At 69.7% G+C, this 17,943-nt stretch carries 17 protein-coding genes and 1 pseudogene; 9 read left to right on the forward strand and 9 right to left on the reverse strand.

Annotated elements, in window-relative coordinates; genetic code table 11:
- The first annotated feature begins 23 nt into the window (after positions 1–23).
- The 3 genes from ACIQNG_RS07030 (at position 24) to ACIQNG_RS07040 (ending at position 2,858) form a co-directional block, all read left to right on the forward strand.
- Complete coding sequence (locus ACIQNG_RS07030) at positions 24–1,001, forward strand: hypothetical protein (protein ID WP_401482950.1); 978 nt, start codon at positions 24–26, stop codon at positions 999–1,001.
- Positions 1,002–1,078: 77 nt separating this feature from the next.
- The gene (locus tag ACIQNG_RS07035) at positions 1,079–1,978 is read left to right on the forward strand and encodes a hypothetical protein (RefSeq protein WP_401482951.1); all 900 of its coding nucleotides are present in this window, start codon (positions 1,079–1,081) and stop codon (positions 1,976–1,978) included.
- A gap of 277 nt (positions 1,979–2,255) precedes the next feature.
- A complete protein-coding gene (locus ACIQNG_RS07040; RefSeq protein WP_401433420.1) occupies positions 2,256–2,858 on the forward strand; it encodes a hypothetical protein in 603 nt (200 codons plus the stop codon).
- Positions 2,859–2,908: 50 nt separating this feature from the next.
- Here ACIQNG_RS07040 and ACIQNG_RS07045 read toward each other — a convergent pair whose 3' ends face one another.
- Entirely contained in the window at positions 2,909–3,292 is a 384-nt protein-coding gene (locus tag ACIQNG_RS07045; RefSeq protein WP_401433422.1) for a DoxX family protein, read from the reverse strand.
- Positions 3,293–3,493: 201 nt separating this feature from the next.
- On the opposite strand from ACIQNG_RS07045, the gene ACIQNG_RS07050 reads away from it, so the two are divergent.
- The 4 genes from ACIQNG_RS07050 (at position 3,494) to ACIQNG_RS07065 (ending at position 5,357) form a co-directional block, all read left to right on the forward strand.
- Positions 3,494–3,739, forward strand: coding sequence for a hypothetical protein (locus ACIQNG_RS07050; protein ID WP_401482952.1), 246 nt, complete (start codon positions 3,494–3,496; stop codon positions 3,737–3,739).
- The gene (locus ACIQNG_RS07055; protein WP_401482953.1) at positions 3,736–4,626 is read left to right on the forward strand and encodes a hypothetical protein; all 891 of its coding nucleotides are present in this window, start codon (positions 3,736–3,738) and stop codon (positions 4,624–4,626) included. Before ACIQNG_RS07050 ends, ACIQNG_RS07055 begins: the two co-directional genes overlap by 4 nt.
- Positions 4,626–4,976, forward strand: a complete 351-nt coding sequence (locus ACIQNG_RS07060) for a hypothetical protein (protein ID WP_401482954.1) — start codon at positions 4,626–4,628, stop codon at positions 4,974–4,976. The genes ACIQNG_RS07055 and ACIQNG_RS07060 overlap by 1 nt, the downstream gene beginning before the upstream one ends.
- Before the next feature lie 78 nt (positions 4,977–5,054).
- Positions 5,055–5,357: a hypothetical protein gene (locus tag ACIQNG_RS07065; RefSeq protein ID WP_401433436.1), complete on the forward strand. Its 303-nt coding sequence runs from the start codon at positions 5,055–5,057 to the stop codon at positions 5,355–5,357.
- Positions 5,358–5,404: 47 nt separating this feature from the next.
- Here ACIQNG_RS07065 and ACIQNG_RS07070 read toward each other — a convergent pair.
- From ACIQNG_RS07070 to ACIQNG_RS07085, 4 genes and pseudogenes are all read right to left on the reverse strand, one after another.
- A pseudogene (locus ACIQNG_RS07070) lies at positions 5,405–6,176 on the reverse strand (GlxA family transcriptional regulator).
- Positions 6,177–6,200: 24 nt separating this feature from the next.
- Complete coding sequence (locus ACIQNG_RS07075; protein ID WP_401433438.1) at positions 6,201–6,572, reverse strand: VOC family protein; 372 nt, start codon at positions 6,570–6,572, stop codon at positions 6,201–6,203.
- 29 nt (positions 6,573–6,601) lie between these two features.
- Positions 6,602–8,002 (reverse strand): MFS transporter, encoded by a 1,401-nt coding sequence (locus ACIQNG_RS07080; RefSeq protein ID WP_401483070.1) that lies wholly within the window; start codon positions 8,000–8,002, stop codon positions 6,602–6,604.
- A 277-nt stretch (positions 8,003–8,279) separates the two neighbouring features.
- Positions 8,280–9,686, reverse strand: a complete 1,407-nt coding sequence (locus tag ACIQNG_RS07085) for a DUF445 domain-containing protein (RefSeq protein ID WP_401482955.1) — start codon at positions 9,684–9,686, stop codon at positions 8,280–8,282.
- A 303-nt stretch (positions 9,687–9,989) separates the two neighbouring features.
- On the opposite strand from ACIQNG_RS07085, the gene ACIQNG_RS07090 reads away from it, so the two are divergent.
- A complete protein-coding gene (locus tag ACIQNG_RS07090) occupies positions 9,990–11,348 on the forward strand; it encodes an SGNH/GDSL hydrolase family protein (RefSeq protein ID WP_401482956.1) in 1,359 nt (452 codons plus the stop codon).
- Positions 11,349–11,658: 310 nt separating this feature from the next.
- Here the strand turns inward: ACIQNG_RS07090 and ACIQNG_RS07095 are convergent, their stop codons facing one another.
- The 4 genes from ACIQNG_RS07095 to ACIQNG_RS07110 are packed head-to-tail and all read right to left on the reverse strand — an operon-like array spanning position 11,659 to position 15,201.
- Positions 11,659–12,438 (reverse strand): DUF1707 domain-containing protein, encoded by a 780-nt coding sequence (locus ACIQNG_RS07095; protein ID WP_401482957.1) that lies wholly within the window; start codon positions 12,436–12,438, stop codon positions 11,659–11,661.
- A 9-nt stretch (positions 12,439–12,447) separates the two neighbouring features.
- Positions 12,448–13,479 carry an ATP-binding cassette domain-containing protein gene (locus ACIQNG_RS07100; protein WP_401483072.1) on the reverse strand — a complete coding sequence of 344 codons (1,032 nt, stop codon included), beginning with the start codon at positions 13,477–13,479 and terminating at the stop codon, positions 12,448–12,450.
- Between the two features lie 38 nt (positions 13,480–13,517).
- Positions 13,518–14,402 (reverse strand): ABC transporter permease, encoded by an 885-nt coding sequence (locus tag ACIQNG_RS07105; RefSeq protein WP_401482958.1) that lies wholly within the window; start codon positions 14,400–14,402, stop codon positions 13,518–13,520.
- On the reverse strand, positions 14,395–15,201 hold the full coding sequence (locus tag ACIQNG_RS07110) for an ABC transporter permease (RefSeq protein WP_401482959.1): 807 nt from the start codon (positions 15,199–15,201) through the stop codon (positions 14,395–14,397). The genes ACIQNG_RS07105 and ACIQNG_RS07110 overlap by 8 nt, the downstream gene beginning before the upstream one ends.
- A gap of 303 nt (positions 15,202–15,504) precedes the next feature.
- Here ACIQNG_RS07110 and ACIQNG_RS07115 point away from each other — a divergent pair, with 303 nt between their 5' ends.
- On the forward strand, positions 15,505–17,904 hold the full coding sequence (locus ACIQNG_RS07115; RefSeq protein ID WP_401483074.1) for a transglycosylase domain-containing protein: 2,400 nt from the start codon (positions 15,505–15,507) through the stop codon (positions 17,902–17,904).
- Positions 17,905–17,943: the final 39 nt, after the last annotated feature.

Below are 17,943 nucleotides of genomic sequence, written 5' to 3' on the forward strand. Positions count from 1 at the left end.
GTGCGATCAGCTAACGTCAAAGCATGGACACATCTTCGATAGAGCCCGGAGCACTGACGACGCGTGCTGACATGCAACGCATGTTCGGCGGAGGGATACAGGAAGGGATCATCTCGACTCCTTCCAGCATCCTGATCTACGTCGATCACCACAGCGGCGGCAAGTACGGCTACGAGGATGGCTGGCTAGAGGAAGAGGACGGCCTGGGGCCTGTCTTCGAGTACACAGGCCGAGGCGCTGTAGGGCACCAGACTTTCCTGGGGCTGGCTGGCTCCCGCAACAAGGCGATACTTCAGCATGTTGCGAACAAGAAGTCCCTGCGCATCTTCATCGCTCAAGGAAAGATTCCTAACTCGAACTCCTCCGCAAAGCAACAGCGCTATGTTGGAGAATTCGAGCTGGATTCAGAGCAGCCATACACCATCCGCGAAGCAGTCGATAAGAACCATGAGCCACGCCGCATCATTGTGTTCCGAATGCGACCCAAAGGATCCTACCAGCGGCTAGCAGACGACACCATATCGCGGGCGCCGCAAACGTCTATTGAGCGGGTCTCTGCGACGATTGCCAACACTAAAATAGTGGAGCCGAAGCGGAAACGCGCCGTCGAAAGCAGAAGGGCAGCACAGCCAAGCGTAATAGCCGATCTCCGCCAATCTCAACTTCGCGAGAAGTACCTTTCTGAACTAGAAAAGTCCGGCCATGAGGTTTTCACCCTCCAGATCAAAATTTCAGGCACGACTAAGGTATTCAAGACCGACCTCTACGATGCAACCGATCACGTTTTGCACTCCATACGCGGCGATAGCAGTCGCGAGGAGGTGCGCATTGCAATTGGCCAGCTAAAGGATTGCGTGCGTCACGTTAAGCCGTCCAATCCACGCCTGAGGGTTCTCCTACCAGAGAAGCCCATCGACGACTTGCTTGACCTGCTGCATCATGAAGGAATAGACGTCATATTCCCCGGCAATGCCGGATACGTCAAGGCTTCCGCTCGTTAAGGAAATTACCAACACAAAGGGGCCTCATGTCGCACTCACCGGAGCATGAGTTTCTTTCTACGTCCGCACTAGAGATCATGGAGAGCGCCTCGAAGTCTGGACTCTTCACATACAAGGAAGGAAAGCGAAAGCTCTTCGATTTCTCTTGTGATCTCAAAAAAGACTGGTCAAAGATAATATCTGGGCAGACGCTTTGGCGGCACGATAGGGATGGAGTTGACAAAGACCTCAGAACCCTAGTAACGGAAAAAGATATCGCCGCAGCTGTCTATATAGCGCGCCACTCGCAGCAGAACAAGGTACGACTCGCCGAAGTAACCGAGAGCTACCGTAACGCCGGCCTGGAGGATCGACTTTCTCGCCTACGAGTGTTCTGGATACCTGGAGACTTTGACGCCGACAACGAGAAGGCAAGGGAGACAATCTTCAACACCCTGAAGCAGGAAATGACAGAAGATCTCCTCCTTCAGGTGGCCCTCGGCGGACTCACCCGTCAAGACGTAACGCGTTTCGCAGCATCCAAGCACCCCGGACGCCCGATCACACTTCTCTCTTTCATCAGAGAGTACGGATATCGAAGCATTAGCGACACTGGAAATAGGCTCGGATTCACCAAGTCGGCAGTCCGCGAGGAAACTGATCGGCTCTTCATAATAGGCCTCATAGAGAGCGATAGCCTACAAGGAGGAATATACCGAATAACCGATAGCGGAAATGCCATTCTGGATATCTGCTCACGATTGTGCGACTACCTACGCGGAAATCTAGGCGGAGGCAATAGGAATAAAGAGTTGGAGCATGTGTGTCGAATACTCGGCATCCACTACCCTTCAATACCGCATACCACGCCGTTGGGCATCCGCAACAAGGTAGACCTGCAAAATCCGACAGCGCTGCTGCTCCAGCACGTGGCCCAGGCTGATGCTGATGGCTCCGTCACCTGGCCGCAGCCCTACTTTGCGTTGCCCAGCATGTAGCGACTCTTGGCAAGACTGCCTCGGCATGCGAGGCGCCCCCTTGCCCACCATCCATGCAATTGCAGCCCGCCGCGATGCGGTGCTCCGTCCCCTTGAATGGAGTGAGCAGGGGTGACTTCCGGAAGTCTGAGGGGTGCTTCGGCGTCGGGGCTTCAGGTGATGGGTGGGGCGGGGGTCGGGAGGGGGTGGCCGAGTGAGGACCGGGCGGGCGCCGGGTGGGGGCTCGGGTGTCCGGAATGCCGATGTTGGGTTGGGGTTCGCTGTGTACCGTTCCCGGATGGCTGACACTGATGGCGCTCGGTTGGGGAAGGAAGCGGCTCGGCGGCTCGCGGCGATTCCCGGGTGTGAGGTCGCGGCCGGGTTGAGTGACGCCGAGTTGCGGAGGGTCGAGAGCACGTACGGCTTCGAGTTCTCCGCCGATCACCGTGCATTTCTCGCCGAAGGTCTGCCGGTCTCCTCCCCGCCCAGACGCGGGAGCGCGTGGGAGCGGCCCTGGCCCGACTGGCGTCACGGTGATCCCGAGGATCTGCGGTACCGGCTGGAGTGGCCGGTGCGGGAGGTGCTGCGGGAGGTGGAGCTGGGGGGCTGGCACACCGGGGCGTTCGGCGCGCGGCCCCGTGGCGCGCGGGCGGCCGTCGACACCGCCCGGCGCAAGCTCGCCCAGGCTCCGGTCATGGTGCCGCTCCACGGGCACCGCTTCCTGCCCGCCGGCGCCGGCTCGTACGGGCATCCCGTGCTGTCCATGTGGGGCACCGGCATCCGCTGCCACAGCGAGCATCTCGTCGATTTCGTCGACCGTGAGTTAGGCGGGCTCGCCGATGACGGCGGGCCCTGGGACCCCGAACCCTCCGTCGCCGTGTGGACGGACTTCGTGGTGTGAGGGAGCGGCCCACGGCTCCCGTTCCGGCTCCCGCTCCCGCTCTTGTTCCGTCACGCCGTGAACGGCTCCAGGGCCGTACGGCCCCATGCCACGAACACCGCCACCCCGAGATAGACCGCGTTCAACGCCACGAACGCCGACTCCCCGCGGCGCCCGTGGGTGACCATCGCGCCGATCATCAGCAGAACCCAGCAGGCGGCCGTCACCGGGACCAGGTCCGGGGCGGTGTCGAGCGCGGCGGGCAGGATCAGGCCCGCCGCGGCCAGCAGTTCCAGCACGCCCAGCGCCTTCACCGGGCCCGGCCCGACGTCCGCCGTCCAGCCCCCGCCGTGCGCCGCCTCCAGCCTCGCCTTCGGTACGAACGCCTTGGTGGCGCCACCGGTCACGGCCACCGCGGCGAGCAGTCCGGTGGCGATCCACAGCGCGAGATTCATCGTCGGGCTCCTTCGTCTCCCCCGTCCGTCTCTCCCGTCCGGGGTCAGTCGCGTTCCTGCGCTCCTACCTCCTACGACGAGACAGCTCCCGCCCCGGTGACATGCCGCCCCGATGGAAGAATCGGTTCGTTTGACGCGTTGTGGCGGGCAAGCGGCGGAACGGGGGAAGTTCATGTCCACGGAAGGGTCCTTCGCGGAGGAATGGGCGACGCCGAACTGGCCACCCTGGCCCGCGATCCCCGGGCCCATGAGGACGTGGCCACCCAGGTGATCCGGTTCGCGAGCTTCGCCGGGGACCAGTACCTGGACGCCGTCGCCCTGTTCTCGGCCCTGTCCACCCGACTGCGCGGCGCGGGCGGGGAGTTCGTCCGGGTCGACGACGACACCGCCCGGCGCTTCCTCGACCCTGTGCTCCAGGGCCAGTACGTCTCCCCGCAGGCCCGATGAGAACCGGCAGGAGCTACCGCAAGGACGTCGAGTTCCTGGAGAGCCGCAGCGCCCCGCTGGTCGAACGCAACGCGGACGAACTCAAGCGGCTGCACGACCTCCTGGTGGCGGTCGACCCGTCCGCCGAGCGCGCCGAGAAGCACACCCGGTGGAAGAGCGAGGGCAGCCGGCCGTACGAGGAGCGGCTCGCCGAGTCCCGCAAGCTGCTCGCCGGGCTCGCCGACGGCTACGAGAAGGCGGCCGGCGCCCTGCGCGCCTACTCGTACGCGCTCCAGACCGCCAAGACGCACTACACCAACGGCACGGTCAGCGAGCAGGCCCTCGCCGACCTGATCGGGACGAAGGGCGTCGCCATCAGCGGCGAGGCCCAGCAGGCCGCCGCCCGCAGCTCCGGGCTGCCGCCCGACACGGTCGCGGGCATCGCGTGGAAGGAGGTCGCCGGCCAGCCCGGCATCATGGACGATCTCACCGACACCCTCCGTGAACAGGCCGAGTCCCCGCTCAGCCCGATCGCCCCCGAGAGCCTGCCCTGGCGGCTGCGCGGCGAGTCGGACAACACCTCCATGGGGCCCATCGCCATCCAGATCCGGCGCGGCGCCGAGGTCCTCGGCTACGACCCCGACCACCTCAGCGACCAGCAGCGCGGCATCATCGAGGACTCCCTCCAGGACCCGGCGCAGAACATCTTCGTCGCCTCGGAGTACCTGGCGCAGCCGAAGGCGGAGAGCGACTTCGCCGATGTACCGGCGGAGGAGATGACCCCGGAGCAGTACCAGGAGCCGGCCTCGCGGTACCACGGCGGACCGTACTGGCAGTCCCCTCAGGCCCAGAACCACGGCCGGGACTTCACCGACAACCTGGACCACGCGAGGAACGCCCTGCGCTGATGAACACCCCCAGCAACCCCAGAAACCCCAGTAACCCCGGCACGACCTTCTACGACCCCGACGGCGACCGTCGCTGGCTGCGTCTCGTGTTCGCCGTGCCCTTCACCCTGCTCACCCTCATCGCCGCCTTCTTCTGCTGGGCCGCCCTGGTCACCGCACCGGACGGGCCCTGGGACGACGAGGCGTACGCGGCCATCGCCCTGGCCTGCGCCCTGGCCCTCGCGGCGGCCGTCGCCGTCGTCGGGCTGTGGCTCCTGCCCTCCGTGCGGAAGGTGATCGGGTGGCGGTGGCTGACGCCCGCGCTGGCGCTGGCCGCGGTGGCGGCGGTGCGGTGGGGCACGGGCACCTGAGGGCCGGGCCGGGGCCGGTCGGCGGGGCGTGCTCGGTTAGCCTCGTCGCACCAGCCCGGTACGTGTCAGGAGGCAACGATGGCCAAGGTCCCCAGCGCGCTCACCGCCGCGAGCGGACTCGTCGGTGGGTACGGTGTCGCCCGCTGGACCAAGAAGCGGGAGCTGGGCGGCGCCGTGCTGGCCGTCGCCGGGGCCGCCGCCGCCACCCAGTGGCGGGCCCGCGCCGGTGGGGTCGCCGCGGGCGCCCTGACCGCCGGGTACGTGGCCGCGTTCGGCGTCTCCCACCCGCTGGCCAAGAAGGTCGGCGCCTGGCCCGCCGTCCTCGGGGTCGCCGGAGCAGTCGCCCTCGCCTCCTGGGCGGTCGCCGACCGCCACGCCTGAACCTGAACTGGTCTGGTCTGGTCCGCCTGGATCGGCGTCCTGGTGCCTCACCCCTCCCGCTGCCGCGATCTGAACGCCCTGCGATATCCCTGCGGGCTCGTCCCCACCACTCGGCGGAAACGTCCCGGAAGGCGGTGGGTGAGCCGAACCGGCCTGGCCCGCGATCCGGTCCACGGAGTACGACGTCGTCTCCAGCAGATGCTGGGCCCGCCGCACCCGCGCCCGCTGGAGCCGCCGCACCGGCGTCGTGCCGGTCTGCTCGCGGAAAGGCGGTTGAGGGTACGGGTGGCTCGTCCCGGCGTGCGCCGCGATCTCCTCCAGGGCGAGATCACGCTCGCAGTGCTCCTCCATCCAGCACAGCAGCGGCTCCAGCGTCCCGCCCGCGGGCGTCGGCGGCGGGTCGCGCACGATGAACTGGGCCTGTCCGCCCTCCCGTTCCAGCGGCATCACCGACATCCGGGCCGTGTGCGCGGCCACCGCCGAGCCGTAGTCCTCGCGGATCATGCGCAGGCACATGTCCAGCGCCGCCGACGCGCCCGCCGAGGTGAGGAGCTGGCCGTTGTCGACGTACAGCGCCTCCGGGTCGACCGTGGCCTTCGGATGACGGGCCGCCAGGTCCGGCGCGGCGAACCAGTGGGTGGTGGCCCGTAGCCCGTCCAGCAGCCCGGTCGCCGCGAAGAGGAACGCGCCGACGCACACCGACGCGATCCGCGTCCCGTTCGCCGCCGCCTCGCGCAGCGCCTCCGCGACCCCGGGCGGCAGGGTCTCGGGCGGGTCCGCGACCTCGGGCAGCACGCTCGTGTCCGCCTCGGCGAGCAGTTCCGGTCCGTACGCCGCCCGGGTCTAGCGGCCCGCGCCCGTCCGGTGGGTCACCACGTTCACCACCCATCCGTTGGGCGCCCGCGCGAAGAACCGTCGTACGCCCCACTCCTCGTCCCGCAGTTCGCGGACGATCTCCGCGCCCGCCGCCCGCACCCGGGCGTACACCGCGTCGACGTCCTCGACCTCCACGCTCAGGTCGGGGACGACGGACGCGCCGCGGTCCTCGGTGAAGAAGCTGATCTGGGCGGTGGGGTTGGACGGCGAGGCCAGCGTCATCACCCAGCCCATGTCCATGACCTCCTCCAGCCCCAGCAGTCCATAGAAGTCGCGGTGCTCCCGCATCTCCTCCTGCGACTCCACCCGGACGTCGGGCATGACCCTGCGCACGCTCATGTCGGCCCCCTTCGCGCCTACGTGACTCATCACGGGACGGCTTTCGGTCCTTTCGAGCCCATCTTGGCCGACGCCACTGACAACGGCGTCGCGATGTCCTCCAGCGACCGTCGTTCCGCGTTGACGGCGAGGAACGCGGCCACCAGTCCCGCCGCGCACATCAGCGCCGCCCCGATCTGGAAGGCGATCACCGTGTCCCCGACCACCCCGGTCGCGGTGAGTTCGGCGAAGAGCAGCGGCCCGCTGATCCCTCCGGCGGCGGTGCCGAGGGCGTAGAAGAACGCGATGGCCATCGCGCGGGTCTCCATCGGGAAGATCTCGGAGACCGTGAGGTACGCGCTGGACGCGCCCGCCGACGCGAAGAACAGCACCACGCACCAGCAGGCCGTCATGGTCGTCGCGGACAGCGAGCCCCGGTCGAAGAGCCAGGCCGTGCCGAAGAGCAGCAGGCCGGACAGGAGGTAGGTGGAGGAGATCATGATCCGGCGGCCGACCGTGTCGAAGAGCTTGCCGAGCAGCAGCGGGCCGAGGAAGTTGCCCGCGGCGATGACGGCGAAGTAGTAGCCGGTACCGCCGGTCGGCACATCGAAGAAGGTGATCAGGATGGTGCCGAAGCCGAAGGTGATCGCGTTGTACAGGAACGCCTGCCCGATGAAGAGGGACAGTCCGAGGACCGCGCGGCGCGGATAGCGGCGGAACACCGTCCTGGCGATCAGTCCGAAGCCGATGCTCTTGCGCTGGTGGATGGTGATCTCGGCGGCGGGCGGCGGCAGCGGCTTCCCGCGCTCCCGCTCGATCTCCTGTTCGACGGAGGTGACCAGGGCGTCGGCGTCCTCGCCCCGGCCGTGGATGAACTGCCAGCGTGGACTCTCCGGCACATGCCGTCTGACCAGCAGGATCACCAGGCCGAGCACCACACCGAGAGCGAAGCTCAGCCGCCAGCCGAGGTCCTTGGGGAAGATCGCGGTGTCCAGCATCACGATCGACAGCAGCGCCCCGCCGATCGCGCCGAGCCAGTAGCTGCCGTTGATGATCAGATCCACCCGCCCCCGGTACAACGAGGGGATCAGTTCGTCGATGGCCGAGTTGACGGCCGCGTACTCGCCGCCGATGCCGAAACCGGTCAGAAAGCGGAAGAGGAAGAACCACCAGCTTTCGAAGGAGAGCGCCGTCATCGCGGTGGCCGCCAGATAGACCGCAAGAGTGACGATGAAGAGCCGCTTACGGCCGTACCGGTCGGTCAGCCAGCCGAAGAACAGCGCACCCGAGCAGGCACCCGCGACATAGAGCGCGGCGGCGGTCCCGGTGACCTGGGCGGCGGTGATGTCCAGCCCGCTGCCCTGCTCGGCCAGGCGTCCGGCGACATTGCCGACGATGGTGACCTCAAGACCGTCCAGGATCCAGACGGTGCCGAGGCCGATCACGATCATCCAGTGCCAGCGCGACCAGGGCAGTCGGTCCAGCCGGGCCGGGACCGCGGTCGTGACCACCGCCCCGGGTCCGCCCGGCCCGTCCGATGGGCCTGACGTGCCGAATCTGCTCGCTCGGCCGGATCCGTCGGAGCGGCCTGACGGGCCCGGCGGCTGTGTGGACGACGCTTCGGACATGGTTCCCTCTCCGTCGCGGCCACCCCTCCCGGGATGCCCCGCGCGACGGCGGGGGCCCACCCGCGGCCTGGCCCGGGGGCCGGCCGCGGACCGGCCCGCCCTACGCCCCCAGCATGCGGGAGACCGTGTAGATCAGCAGCCCGGCCAGCGAACCCACCACCGTGCCGTTGATCCGGATGAACTGCAGGTCGCGACCGATGTTGGCCTCGATCTTGCGAGTGGTGTGCTCGGGATCCCAGCCCGCCACCGTGTCGGTGATCAGGGAGGTGATCTCATTGCGGTACGTGGTCACCACGTGCACCGCGGCGCCCTCCACCCAGGAGTCCACCTTCTCCTGGACGTTCGGCTCCGAGGCCATCCGGGCCCCCAGCGACAGCAGCGACGCCCGCACCCGCAGCCGCAGCTCACTGCGCTCGTCGTCCGCCGCCGACACGATCATGGTGCGTACGGCCGTCCAGGCGGACGCGATCAGATCCTGCACCTCGCCACGGCCCAGCACCTCGCCCTTGAGCCGCTCCACCTTGGCCCGGGTCTCGGTGTCGGACTGGAGGTCGGACGCGAAGTCGGTGAGGAAGCGGTCCAGGGCGCCGCGCGCCGGATGGGAGGGCATGTCCCGCATCTCGGCGCAGAAACGCACCAGCTCCTTGTAGACCCGCTCGCCGACCTTGCGGTCCACGAAACGCGGGGTCCAGCCGGGGGCACCGCCCTGCACCGCGCCCATCACGGAGTCGCCGTGCAGCAGCAGCCAGTCGTGCGCCCGGGTCACCACCAGGTCGACCACCCGGTTGTGCCCGCCGTCGGCGACGACCTTCTCCAGCATCTTGCCCAGACCGGGCCCGATCTCCTGCGCGTCGGCCCGCCGGGTGATCGCCTCCCCGACCACGGCCTGCACATCGGAGTCCCGCAGCACCGTCAGCGCGCCGCGCAGCGCCGTCGCCAGTTCGGCCGTCACCCGATCGGCGTTCGCGGGCTCCGCCAGCCAGGCGCCGAGCCGGCTGCCGATGCCGACCGAGCGCAGCCGCTGCCGTACGACACTCTCGGAGAGGAAGTTCTCACCGACGAACTCGCCCAGCGAGACACCGAGCTGGTCCTTCTTCCTCGGGATGATCGCGGTGTGCGGGATGGGGATGCCCAGCGGATGGCGGAACAGCGCCGTGACCGCGAACCAGTCGGCCAGCGCGCCGACCATGCCCGCCTCGGCCGCCGCCGCGACATAACCCGCCCACGCCCCGGCGCCCGAGTTGGCGGCCCACTTGGCGAGGACGTAGACCACGGCCACGAACAGCAGCAGCCCGGTCGCGGTGAGCTTCATCCGCCGTACGCCGCGCTGCTTCTCCTCGTCGGCGGCGCTGAAGGTGGTCATGGTGCGGCGGGAGGGGGCGGCGGCGGCCGGGTCGGTGCCCGGCGGGGCGGAGGCGGGGACCGCGGCTGTCGCCTTCCGGGCCCCTGATGCGCCCGGGCCGCCGCCGCCCGTCTCCGCCGGTCGATCCGATTCCGTACGATCCATCCGCTCCACCCGTTCCCTGTCCCCCACCTTGCCATTGTCCCTTCCGGCCGGCCCTCCTGTTGCCCGCCGCCCCTGTCGCTCCGGTCGCTCCTGTCCGCCGCCGCCTGCGAGGGGTGCTCCTTCCGTCTGCCCTGCTCGCGTCCCTTCCTGACCGACTCCTGGAACGCGACGAGAGTTCCCGGCGTCCTTTCGGTCGGAAGGGGGCACTTCGCCTTCCCCTCACATTGATGACGCATGATGAGGTGATCACACCGGAGCCCCGGGCGACCTGGGCCGCCGCCGCCCGAGGAGACGCACCACCGCATGACCAGGTCCTACGACGACAGCGCCACGGCGTCCCGCGCCCGGCAGAACGCGCTGCTCGCCGCGCTCCTCGCCCTGGTCGTCGCCGTGTCGGCCGGCATCTACGCCGGGGTCGCCTCCGACGACGGCCGGGACCGGCTCTCCGCCGCTGGGCGGCATCCGCGGCAGTCCGCCGCCCCCGCCTCCACCGGCGTCTGGGTCGGCGCCTGGTCGGCCTCCCCGGCCGCCGCCGAACCCGGCACCGAGACCGGCGGGCTCGCCGGGCGCTCCCTGCGCAACGTCGTGCACACCGGCGCCGGCGGGAGCCTCGCCCGGATCACCCTCTCCAACCTGTACGGACAGCAGCCGCTCACCGTCACCCACGCCTCGATCGCGCTCGCCGCCGCCGACGACAGCGCCGCCGCGGCGGCCGGGACCATGCGCCGCGTCACCTTCGGCGGACGGGGCCAGGTCGTCGTACCGCCGGGACAGCAGCGAGTCAGCGACCCGGTGGAGCTTCGGGTGCCGCACGAGGCCGACGTCCTCGTGACGACGTACTCCCCCACCGGCGCGGGACCGGTCACCTACCATCCGCGGGCCCGCCAGATCTCGTACGCGGCCAGGGGCGACCGTACGGCGGACCTCACCGGGGCCGCGTACACCGAGCAGGTCGAGGCATGGCGGTATCTGAGCGCGCTGGACGTGCTGAGCCACGAGTCCGACGGCACGGTCGTGGTGCTCGGGGACTCGCTCACCGCCGGGGCGACCTCCACCCTGGGGGCCAACCGGCGGTGGACCGACGTGCTGTCCCGGCGGCTCCGGGAGGCTGTGCGGTCCGGGGCGGACCTGCCGCGCTACAGCGTCGTGAACCAGGGGATCAGCGGGAACCGGGTGCTCGCGAACGGGCCCGGGCGGCCCGCGGACAATCCCAGCGGGCTGAACCGCTTCGCGCGGGACGTGCTGGGGCGGCCCCAGGTGAAGGTCGTGGTGATCGACCTCGGCATCAACGACATCCTGCGGCATCCCGGCACCGCGGACGCCGAGGCGATCCTCGCCGGGCTGCGGGCGCTGGTCGACCAGGCGCACGGGCGGGGCGTCAAGGTGGTCGGGGCCACGCTGATGCCGTTCCGGGGGCACCGGGGGTACACGGCGGCGCGGGAGGAGGTGCGGCAGCGGATCAACGCGGAGATCCGGGAGGGGCGGGTGTTCGACGCGGTCGTGGACTTCGACGCGGCGGTGCGGGATGCGTACGATCCTCGGCGGCTGCGGGGGGAGTACGACTGTGGGGATCGGCTGCATCCCAGTGACGAGGGGTATGCGCGGATGGGGGAGGCGGTTGAGTTGGGGGTGTTGCGGGGGGCGGCGCCGGTGCGGCTTTGATGCCGGGGGGCGGTTCACGCCGGGGGCGGTGGGCGTCGGGGGCGGTGGGGTGGGGCGGGTGGTTGGCGGGTGCGGGTCGGTGGGGGCTGGTCGCGCAGTTCCCCGCGCCCCTGACGGGGTTGCCGGGCCGCGGATTGGCTGCTGGCGGGGTTGCCGGGGGGTGGTCCTCGGGTGCGGGTCGGTGGGGGCTGGTCGCGCCGTTCCCCGCGCCCCTGAGGGGGTTGCCGGGCCGCGGATTGGCTGCCGACGGGGGTGCCGGGGGGTGGTCGCGCCGTTCCCCGCGTCCCTGACGGGGTTGCGGGGGCGCGGGTCAGTCCTCGTGGGGGTGGTTTTTGCGTAGGAGGTCTCTGTGGTTGTCCAGCATGCGGCGGTGGGCGTCCTGGATGTCCTCGTGGAAGGTCTGGTGGATCTCGCGCCGCGCCGACTTGCGGTCCAGCTTCTCCTGACGGCGCTCCGCCTTCAGCCGCTGCCGCTCCGCGCGGGTGAGCTTGCGCTGGACCCCGACCCCGCCGCAGAAGGCGAACCCGGTGACGATCACCCTCGGAGCACCGGGATCGCCCGGCACCCCGTCCTCGCGGTGGTCGAAACCGCCCATGATGCCGACCCCGCGCACCACCACCTCGACCCCGGGCGGCACCAGGATGTCGATGCCGCCCATGACGGCCACGCAGTTGATCACGACCTCGCGGTCCGCGAAGTTCGCCTCCCGCAGATCGATGTCCCCGCCGCCCCAGAACGCGAACGCGTTGAACCGCTTCGGCACCGTCCAGCGGCCCTTGCGCTGGAACCCGGCCATCACGGCCACGCCCCACTCCGAGGAACCCTCGCCGCCGGTCACCCGGTCCACCCAACCCGGGCCCGCCTCCGGCCCCTTGACCAGCGACACCGACGGCGTGACCGTCCCGGCGCCGGGCAGATCACGGGTGATCGGGGCCAGCTCGCCGTAGGTCCGGGCCCGATACGTCCGGTCCAGCCGCTCCTCGAACTCGCCCATGTCGAGCCGGCCCTCCGCGAGGGCGTCCCGCAGGACCTCGGCGACCTGCTCTCGATCGGCGTCGGACGCACGCAGCTCCGGGGCATCGTCGGTCATGACATCAGCCTACTTTTTCCGCGCCTCGGAGACTACGCGGGTCGCCGCCTGACCCGCGTACATTCGCGCGATCACCGCCTCGATGTCCGGCTCCCGCACCGACAGATCCACCAGCGGATACTCCGCCGCCACCCGTGCCACCAGCGGCGCCGCCGACACACCCGCGGGGAAGGCCAGCCACTGCCGGGGCCCCTCCACCCGCACCACCCGCGCGGACGGCACCTCGATCGGCGGCAGCTCACGCTCCAGGTCCACCACCAGGGTACGTTCGCTCTCCCCCGCCTCGTGCAGCCCGGCGAGCGGACCGTCGTACATCAGACGGCCGTGGTCGATCACCATCACCCGTGAGCACAACTGCTCGATGTCCTGGAGGTCGTGCGTGGTCAGCAGCACCGTCGTACCGCGCTCGGCGTTCAAGTCCCGCAAGAACCCCCGCACCTTCGCCTTGGAGATGACATCGAGGCCGATCGTCGGCTCGTCCAGGTACAGCACCTCGGGATCGTGCAGCAGCGCCGCAGCGATGTCACCCCGCATCCGCTGCCCGAGGGAGAGCTGACGCACCGGTACGTCCAGCAGCTCACCCAGCTCCAGCAACTCCACACACCGGTCGAGGTTGGCACGGTAACGGGCGTCCGGGATCCGGTACATCCGGTGCATCAGCCGGTAGGAGTCGATCAGCGGCAGATCCCACCACAACGTCGTGCGCTGGCCGAACACGACACCGATACGGTGCGCCAGCCGCCCGCGCTCCCGCGACGGGTCGATGCCCGCCACCCGCAGCCGGCCCGCACTGGGCGTGAGAATGCCGGTCAGCATCTTGATCGTGGTCGACTTCCCGGCACCGTTGGGCCCGATGTACCCGACCATCTCCCCCCGCGCCACCCGGAAGGAGATCGCGTCGACCGCCCGCACCTGCCGCCGCTCCCGCTTCAGGAAACCGGTCTTCTTCCTGACCTCGAAGACCTTCTCCACCCCGTCCAGCTCGATGAAGTCCACGTCCCGCTCCGCCGTCCCGTCCACCGCCGTCCCGTCCACCGCCATCCCGTCGACCGCCATCCCGTCCACCGCCTCCCCGCTGCTCAACTCCCCGTGCTCCGATACGTCCGCAGCCCCGCCCGCCACGCCAGCCCGGCCAGCGCACAGCACCCCACCGCCACCAGCGGCGACATGAACGCCATCCACCCCGGCAGATCCAGCGGATACGGCCGCCCCAGCACATACGCCGCCGGCACCCAGTTCACGAAGGCCAGCGGCAGCACGAAGGTCACCCCGCGCACCAACTCCCGGCCGAACACCGTCGGCGGGTACTGCAACAGCGTCGTGCCGCCGTACGTGAACGCGTTCTGCACCTCGGAGGCGTCCTGCGCCACGAACTGGAACGCCGCCCCGCCCACGAACACCGCGCAGAAGATCAACGCGCCGCTCACCACCATCACCGGCATCAGCAGCAGCCGGCCCGGCGTCCAGTCGACGTCCACCGTCGCCAGCGCGTACCCCAGCACCAGCCCGCCCTGCAGCACCCGCCCGAGCCGGCGCAGCCCGAACCGGTCCGCGGCCACCTGCGCCAGCACCGGCGCCGGACGCACCAGCAAGGTGTCCAGCGTGCCGTCCCGCACCCGCCGCCCGAGCCGGTCCATCGAGCCGATCGCCAGATCCGCCAGACCGAAGGAGATACTGGACAGCCCGTACAGCAGGGCGATCTCGGGCAGCGCGTACCCGCCCAGCGTGTCCACCCGCGAGAACATCAGCAGGATCGCGACGAAGTCCAGGCCCGTCGCCAGGAAGTTGCCGACCGCCATCATCGCGAAAGACGCCCGGTACGCCATCGTGGAGCGGATCCACATCGCGACGATCATGCGGTACGCCCGCACCCCGTCCCGCAACCGGGTGCCGTACGAGTAACCCCGCTCCGGGACGTCCGAAGGGCCGCCGCACCCGGCCTCCGCACGGGTCGTCTCAGCCACCCTGCACCACCACCCGCCGGGTCGCCGCCGACTGCAGCATCCGCCCCGCACCCAGCAGCACCACCGCCCACGCCCCCTGGAACGCGTACGTCTCCCACAGATCGGCACGGCCGAGCAGCACATCCGCCGGGGCCTGGAGCAGCGACGACCAGGGCAACGCGCGGACGATCTCGCCCAGAACGCCCGGGAACACGTTCAGCGGCAGCAGCATGCCCGAGCAGAAGAACCCCAGCAGCCAGGCCAACTGCGTCACCCCGGCACCGTCCATCAGCCAGAACGCGCTCAACGCCACCAGATAGCGGATACCGAAACTCACCAGCATCCCCAACAGCACCGCGAACAGGAACGCCACCCAGGTCAGCGGCGAGGACGGCAGCGCGGCGGGAAACGCCAGCGCGCCGAACGCGAACGGCAGCACCCCGCGCGCCCCCAACTGGAACACCGCCCGCCCCACATCGTTGGCGAGCCACCACAGCTGGAGATCGGCGGGCCGGTACAGATCGACGGCCACGTCCCCGGTCCGGATCCGCTCCATCAACTCGTCCTCGAACCCGCCGCCCCCGATCGCCAGCGTGGACAGCAGAGCCTGCCCGATCCAGACGAAGGTCACAGCCTGCGCCTGGTCGTAGCCGCCCAGCCCGGGCCGCTGCTCCCACAGCGCGAGATAGGTGTAGACGAGGATGACGCCGAAGACGGTGTTGGTGAACACCCCGGCCGCGGTCGCCGCACGATAGGTCGCGTACCGTCGTACGCCCCCCACCGCGACAGCCAGGTACAACCGGCCCCCGCCCACACCCACCACCCTCCCTCACCGCCGCCCAGCCCGTCAGGACACGAAGCGCACGACCCTAGCGAGTGGGCAGTGACGTACGCCACCGCATTTTCCGCCCGGTCGCGTGCCGGTGACCGGGAACGGAACGCCGGGTGCGAGAGTCTTCAACAGGGGGCCACATACGTGAGTCAGGGCGTACGGGGCCGTACGGCAGCCGCCACCAAGGACCTGGAGGGCGGCAACCGGGGGCGTACGGGGACGTACGGGGACGTAGCAGCGTTACCGAGGGCGTACAGGACGTACGCCGCGACACAGGAGTCCGTGCACGACATGAGCGACGAGCCGCAGCCACAGCAGCCGACCGAGGGCTCGGCACCGCCACCGCAGCCCGGGGAGGGCAAGAAGGGCCGCCCGAAGCGGACCGGCTGGCGCCGGCTGATCCCGACCTGGCGGATAGTGCTGTCCACCTTCGTGATCGGCCTGCTGCTGCTCGGCGGGCTGTTCTTCCTCGGCTACTCCCTGGTCAAGATCCCACCCGCCAACGCGCTGGCGATGAAACAGAGCAACGTCTACCTCTACGCCGACGGCAGCCAGCTCGCCCGCGACGGCGAGGTCAACCGGGAGAACGTCTCCCTGGCCGGGATCTCCAAGGACGCCCAGCACGCGGTGCTCGCCGCCGAGGACCGCGAGTTCTACTCCCAGTCCGCGATCGACCCCAAGGCGATGGTCCGGGCCGCCTGGAAGACGGCGATGGGCCAGGGCAAGCAGTCCGGGTCCACCATCACCCAGCAGTACGTGAAGAACTACTACCTGGCCCAGGAACAGACCCTCACCCGCAAGGTGAAGGAGTTCTTCATCGCCATCAAGCTCGACCGGGAGAAGAGCAAGGACGAGATCCTGGAGGGCTACCTCAACACCAGCTTCTTCGGCCGCAACGCCTACGGCATCCAGGCCGCCGCCCAGGCGTACTACGGCATCGACGCCGCCGAACTCAGCCCCGCCCAGGGCGCCTACCTCGCCTCCCTGCTGAACGCGCCCAGCGAGTACGACGTCGTCGCCCAGCCGCAAAACCGCAAGGCGGCCGAGGCCCGCTGGGGCTACGTCCTGGACGGCATGGTCAAGAAAGGCTGGCTCGGCGCGTCCGAGCGGGCCGGGCTGAAGTTCCCCATGCCCCGCGAGGCCACCGTCTCCACCGGGATGTCCGGACAGCGCGGCTATGTCGTGGAGGCCGTCAAGCAGTACCTGACCGAGGAGGACATCCTCACCCCCGAACAACTGGCGGCCGGCGGCTACCGGATCACCACCACGCTGGAGAAGCCCAAGCAGGACGCCTTCGTGGAGGCCGTCGACGACCACCTGATGTCCCAGCTCGACAAGAAGAACCGCAAGGTGGACTCCTACGTCCGCGCGGGCGGCGCCTCCGTCGACCCGAAGACCGGCAAGGTCGTCGCCATGTACGGCGGCATCGACTACGTCAAGCAGTACACCAACGGCGCCACCCGCCGGGACTACCAGGTCGGCTCCACCTTCAAGCCGTTCGTGTTCACCGCCGCCGTCGACCGCCACTCCAGCACCCAGGACGGCGCCACCATCACCCCGAACACGGTCTACGACGGCACCAACGAACGCCCGGTGCAGGGCTGGAGCGAGCCCTACGCCCCCGAGAACGAGGACCAGGTCGACTACGGCGACGTCAGCGTCCGCCAGGCCACCGACAAATCAGTCAACTCGGTGTACGTGCAGATGGCCGTGGACGTCGGCCCCGAGAAGGTACGGGACACCGCCGTCGACCTCGGCCTGCCCGAGAGCACCCCGGAACTCGGCCCCTACCCCTCGGCCGCGCTCGGCGTGGCGACCGCCAGCGTCCTCGACATGGCGCAGGCGTACGCCACCCTCGCCAACCACGGCAAGCACGGCACGTACACCCTCGTGGAGAAGATCACCAAGGACGGGCAGGCGGACGTCGAACTGCCCGACCGCAAGACCAGCCAGGTCGTCAGCCGCGAGGCCGCCGACACCACCACCTCGATCCTCCAGAGCGTGGTCGACAACGGCACCGGCTCCGCCGCCCAGGCCGCCGGACGCCCCGCCGCGGGCAAGACCGGCACCGCGGAGGAGGACAAGGCCGCCTGGTTCGCGGGCTACACCCCGGACCTCGCCACCGTGGTCGCGGTGATGGGCCAGAACCCCAAGTCCGCCAAGCAGGAACCGCTCTACAACGCGCTCGGCCTGCCCCGCATCAACGGCGGCGGACCCCCCGCGAAGATCTGGGCGCAGTACACCAAGGACGCCCTCAAGGGCACCCCGGAGACCGAGTTCGAGCTCCAGGTGCAGGACGGCGCCGACGAGTGGGTGGACCCGTCGACCCCGCCCTCCGGCGAGGAACCCGACCCGACCAACTCCAGCGACGCGGCCGTCCCGCCCAGCGGGGAGGCCGGCGACGGCAACGGCGACGGCGGCGGACAGACCCCGGGCGGCCCCACGGAAGGCGCCACGGACGGCGGCACCACCACCGGCGGCACGACGGGGGACACCACCGGCGGCACGACCGGTGACACCACCACCGGCGGCACCGCCGACGGGGGCACCACCGGCGACCCCACCACAGGCGGCGGCACCGGAGAATCCCCCAGCGGCGGCACGACCGGCGGCGGAGCGGCCGACGGCGGCACCACCGGCGGGCTCACCACCGGGCCGGGCGGACAGCCGGGGACCCCACGCAGACAGTGAGCGGACACAGAAGCGGGCGCCGGTCGGTGGAGAACCGAC

The organism is Streptomyces sp. NPDC091377 (assembly GCF_044757045.1).
Lineage (GTDB): Bacteria > Actinomycetota > Actinomycetes > Streptomycetales > Streptomycetaceae > Streptomyces.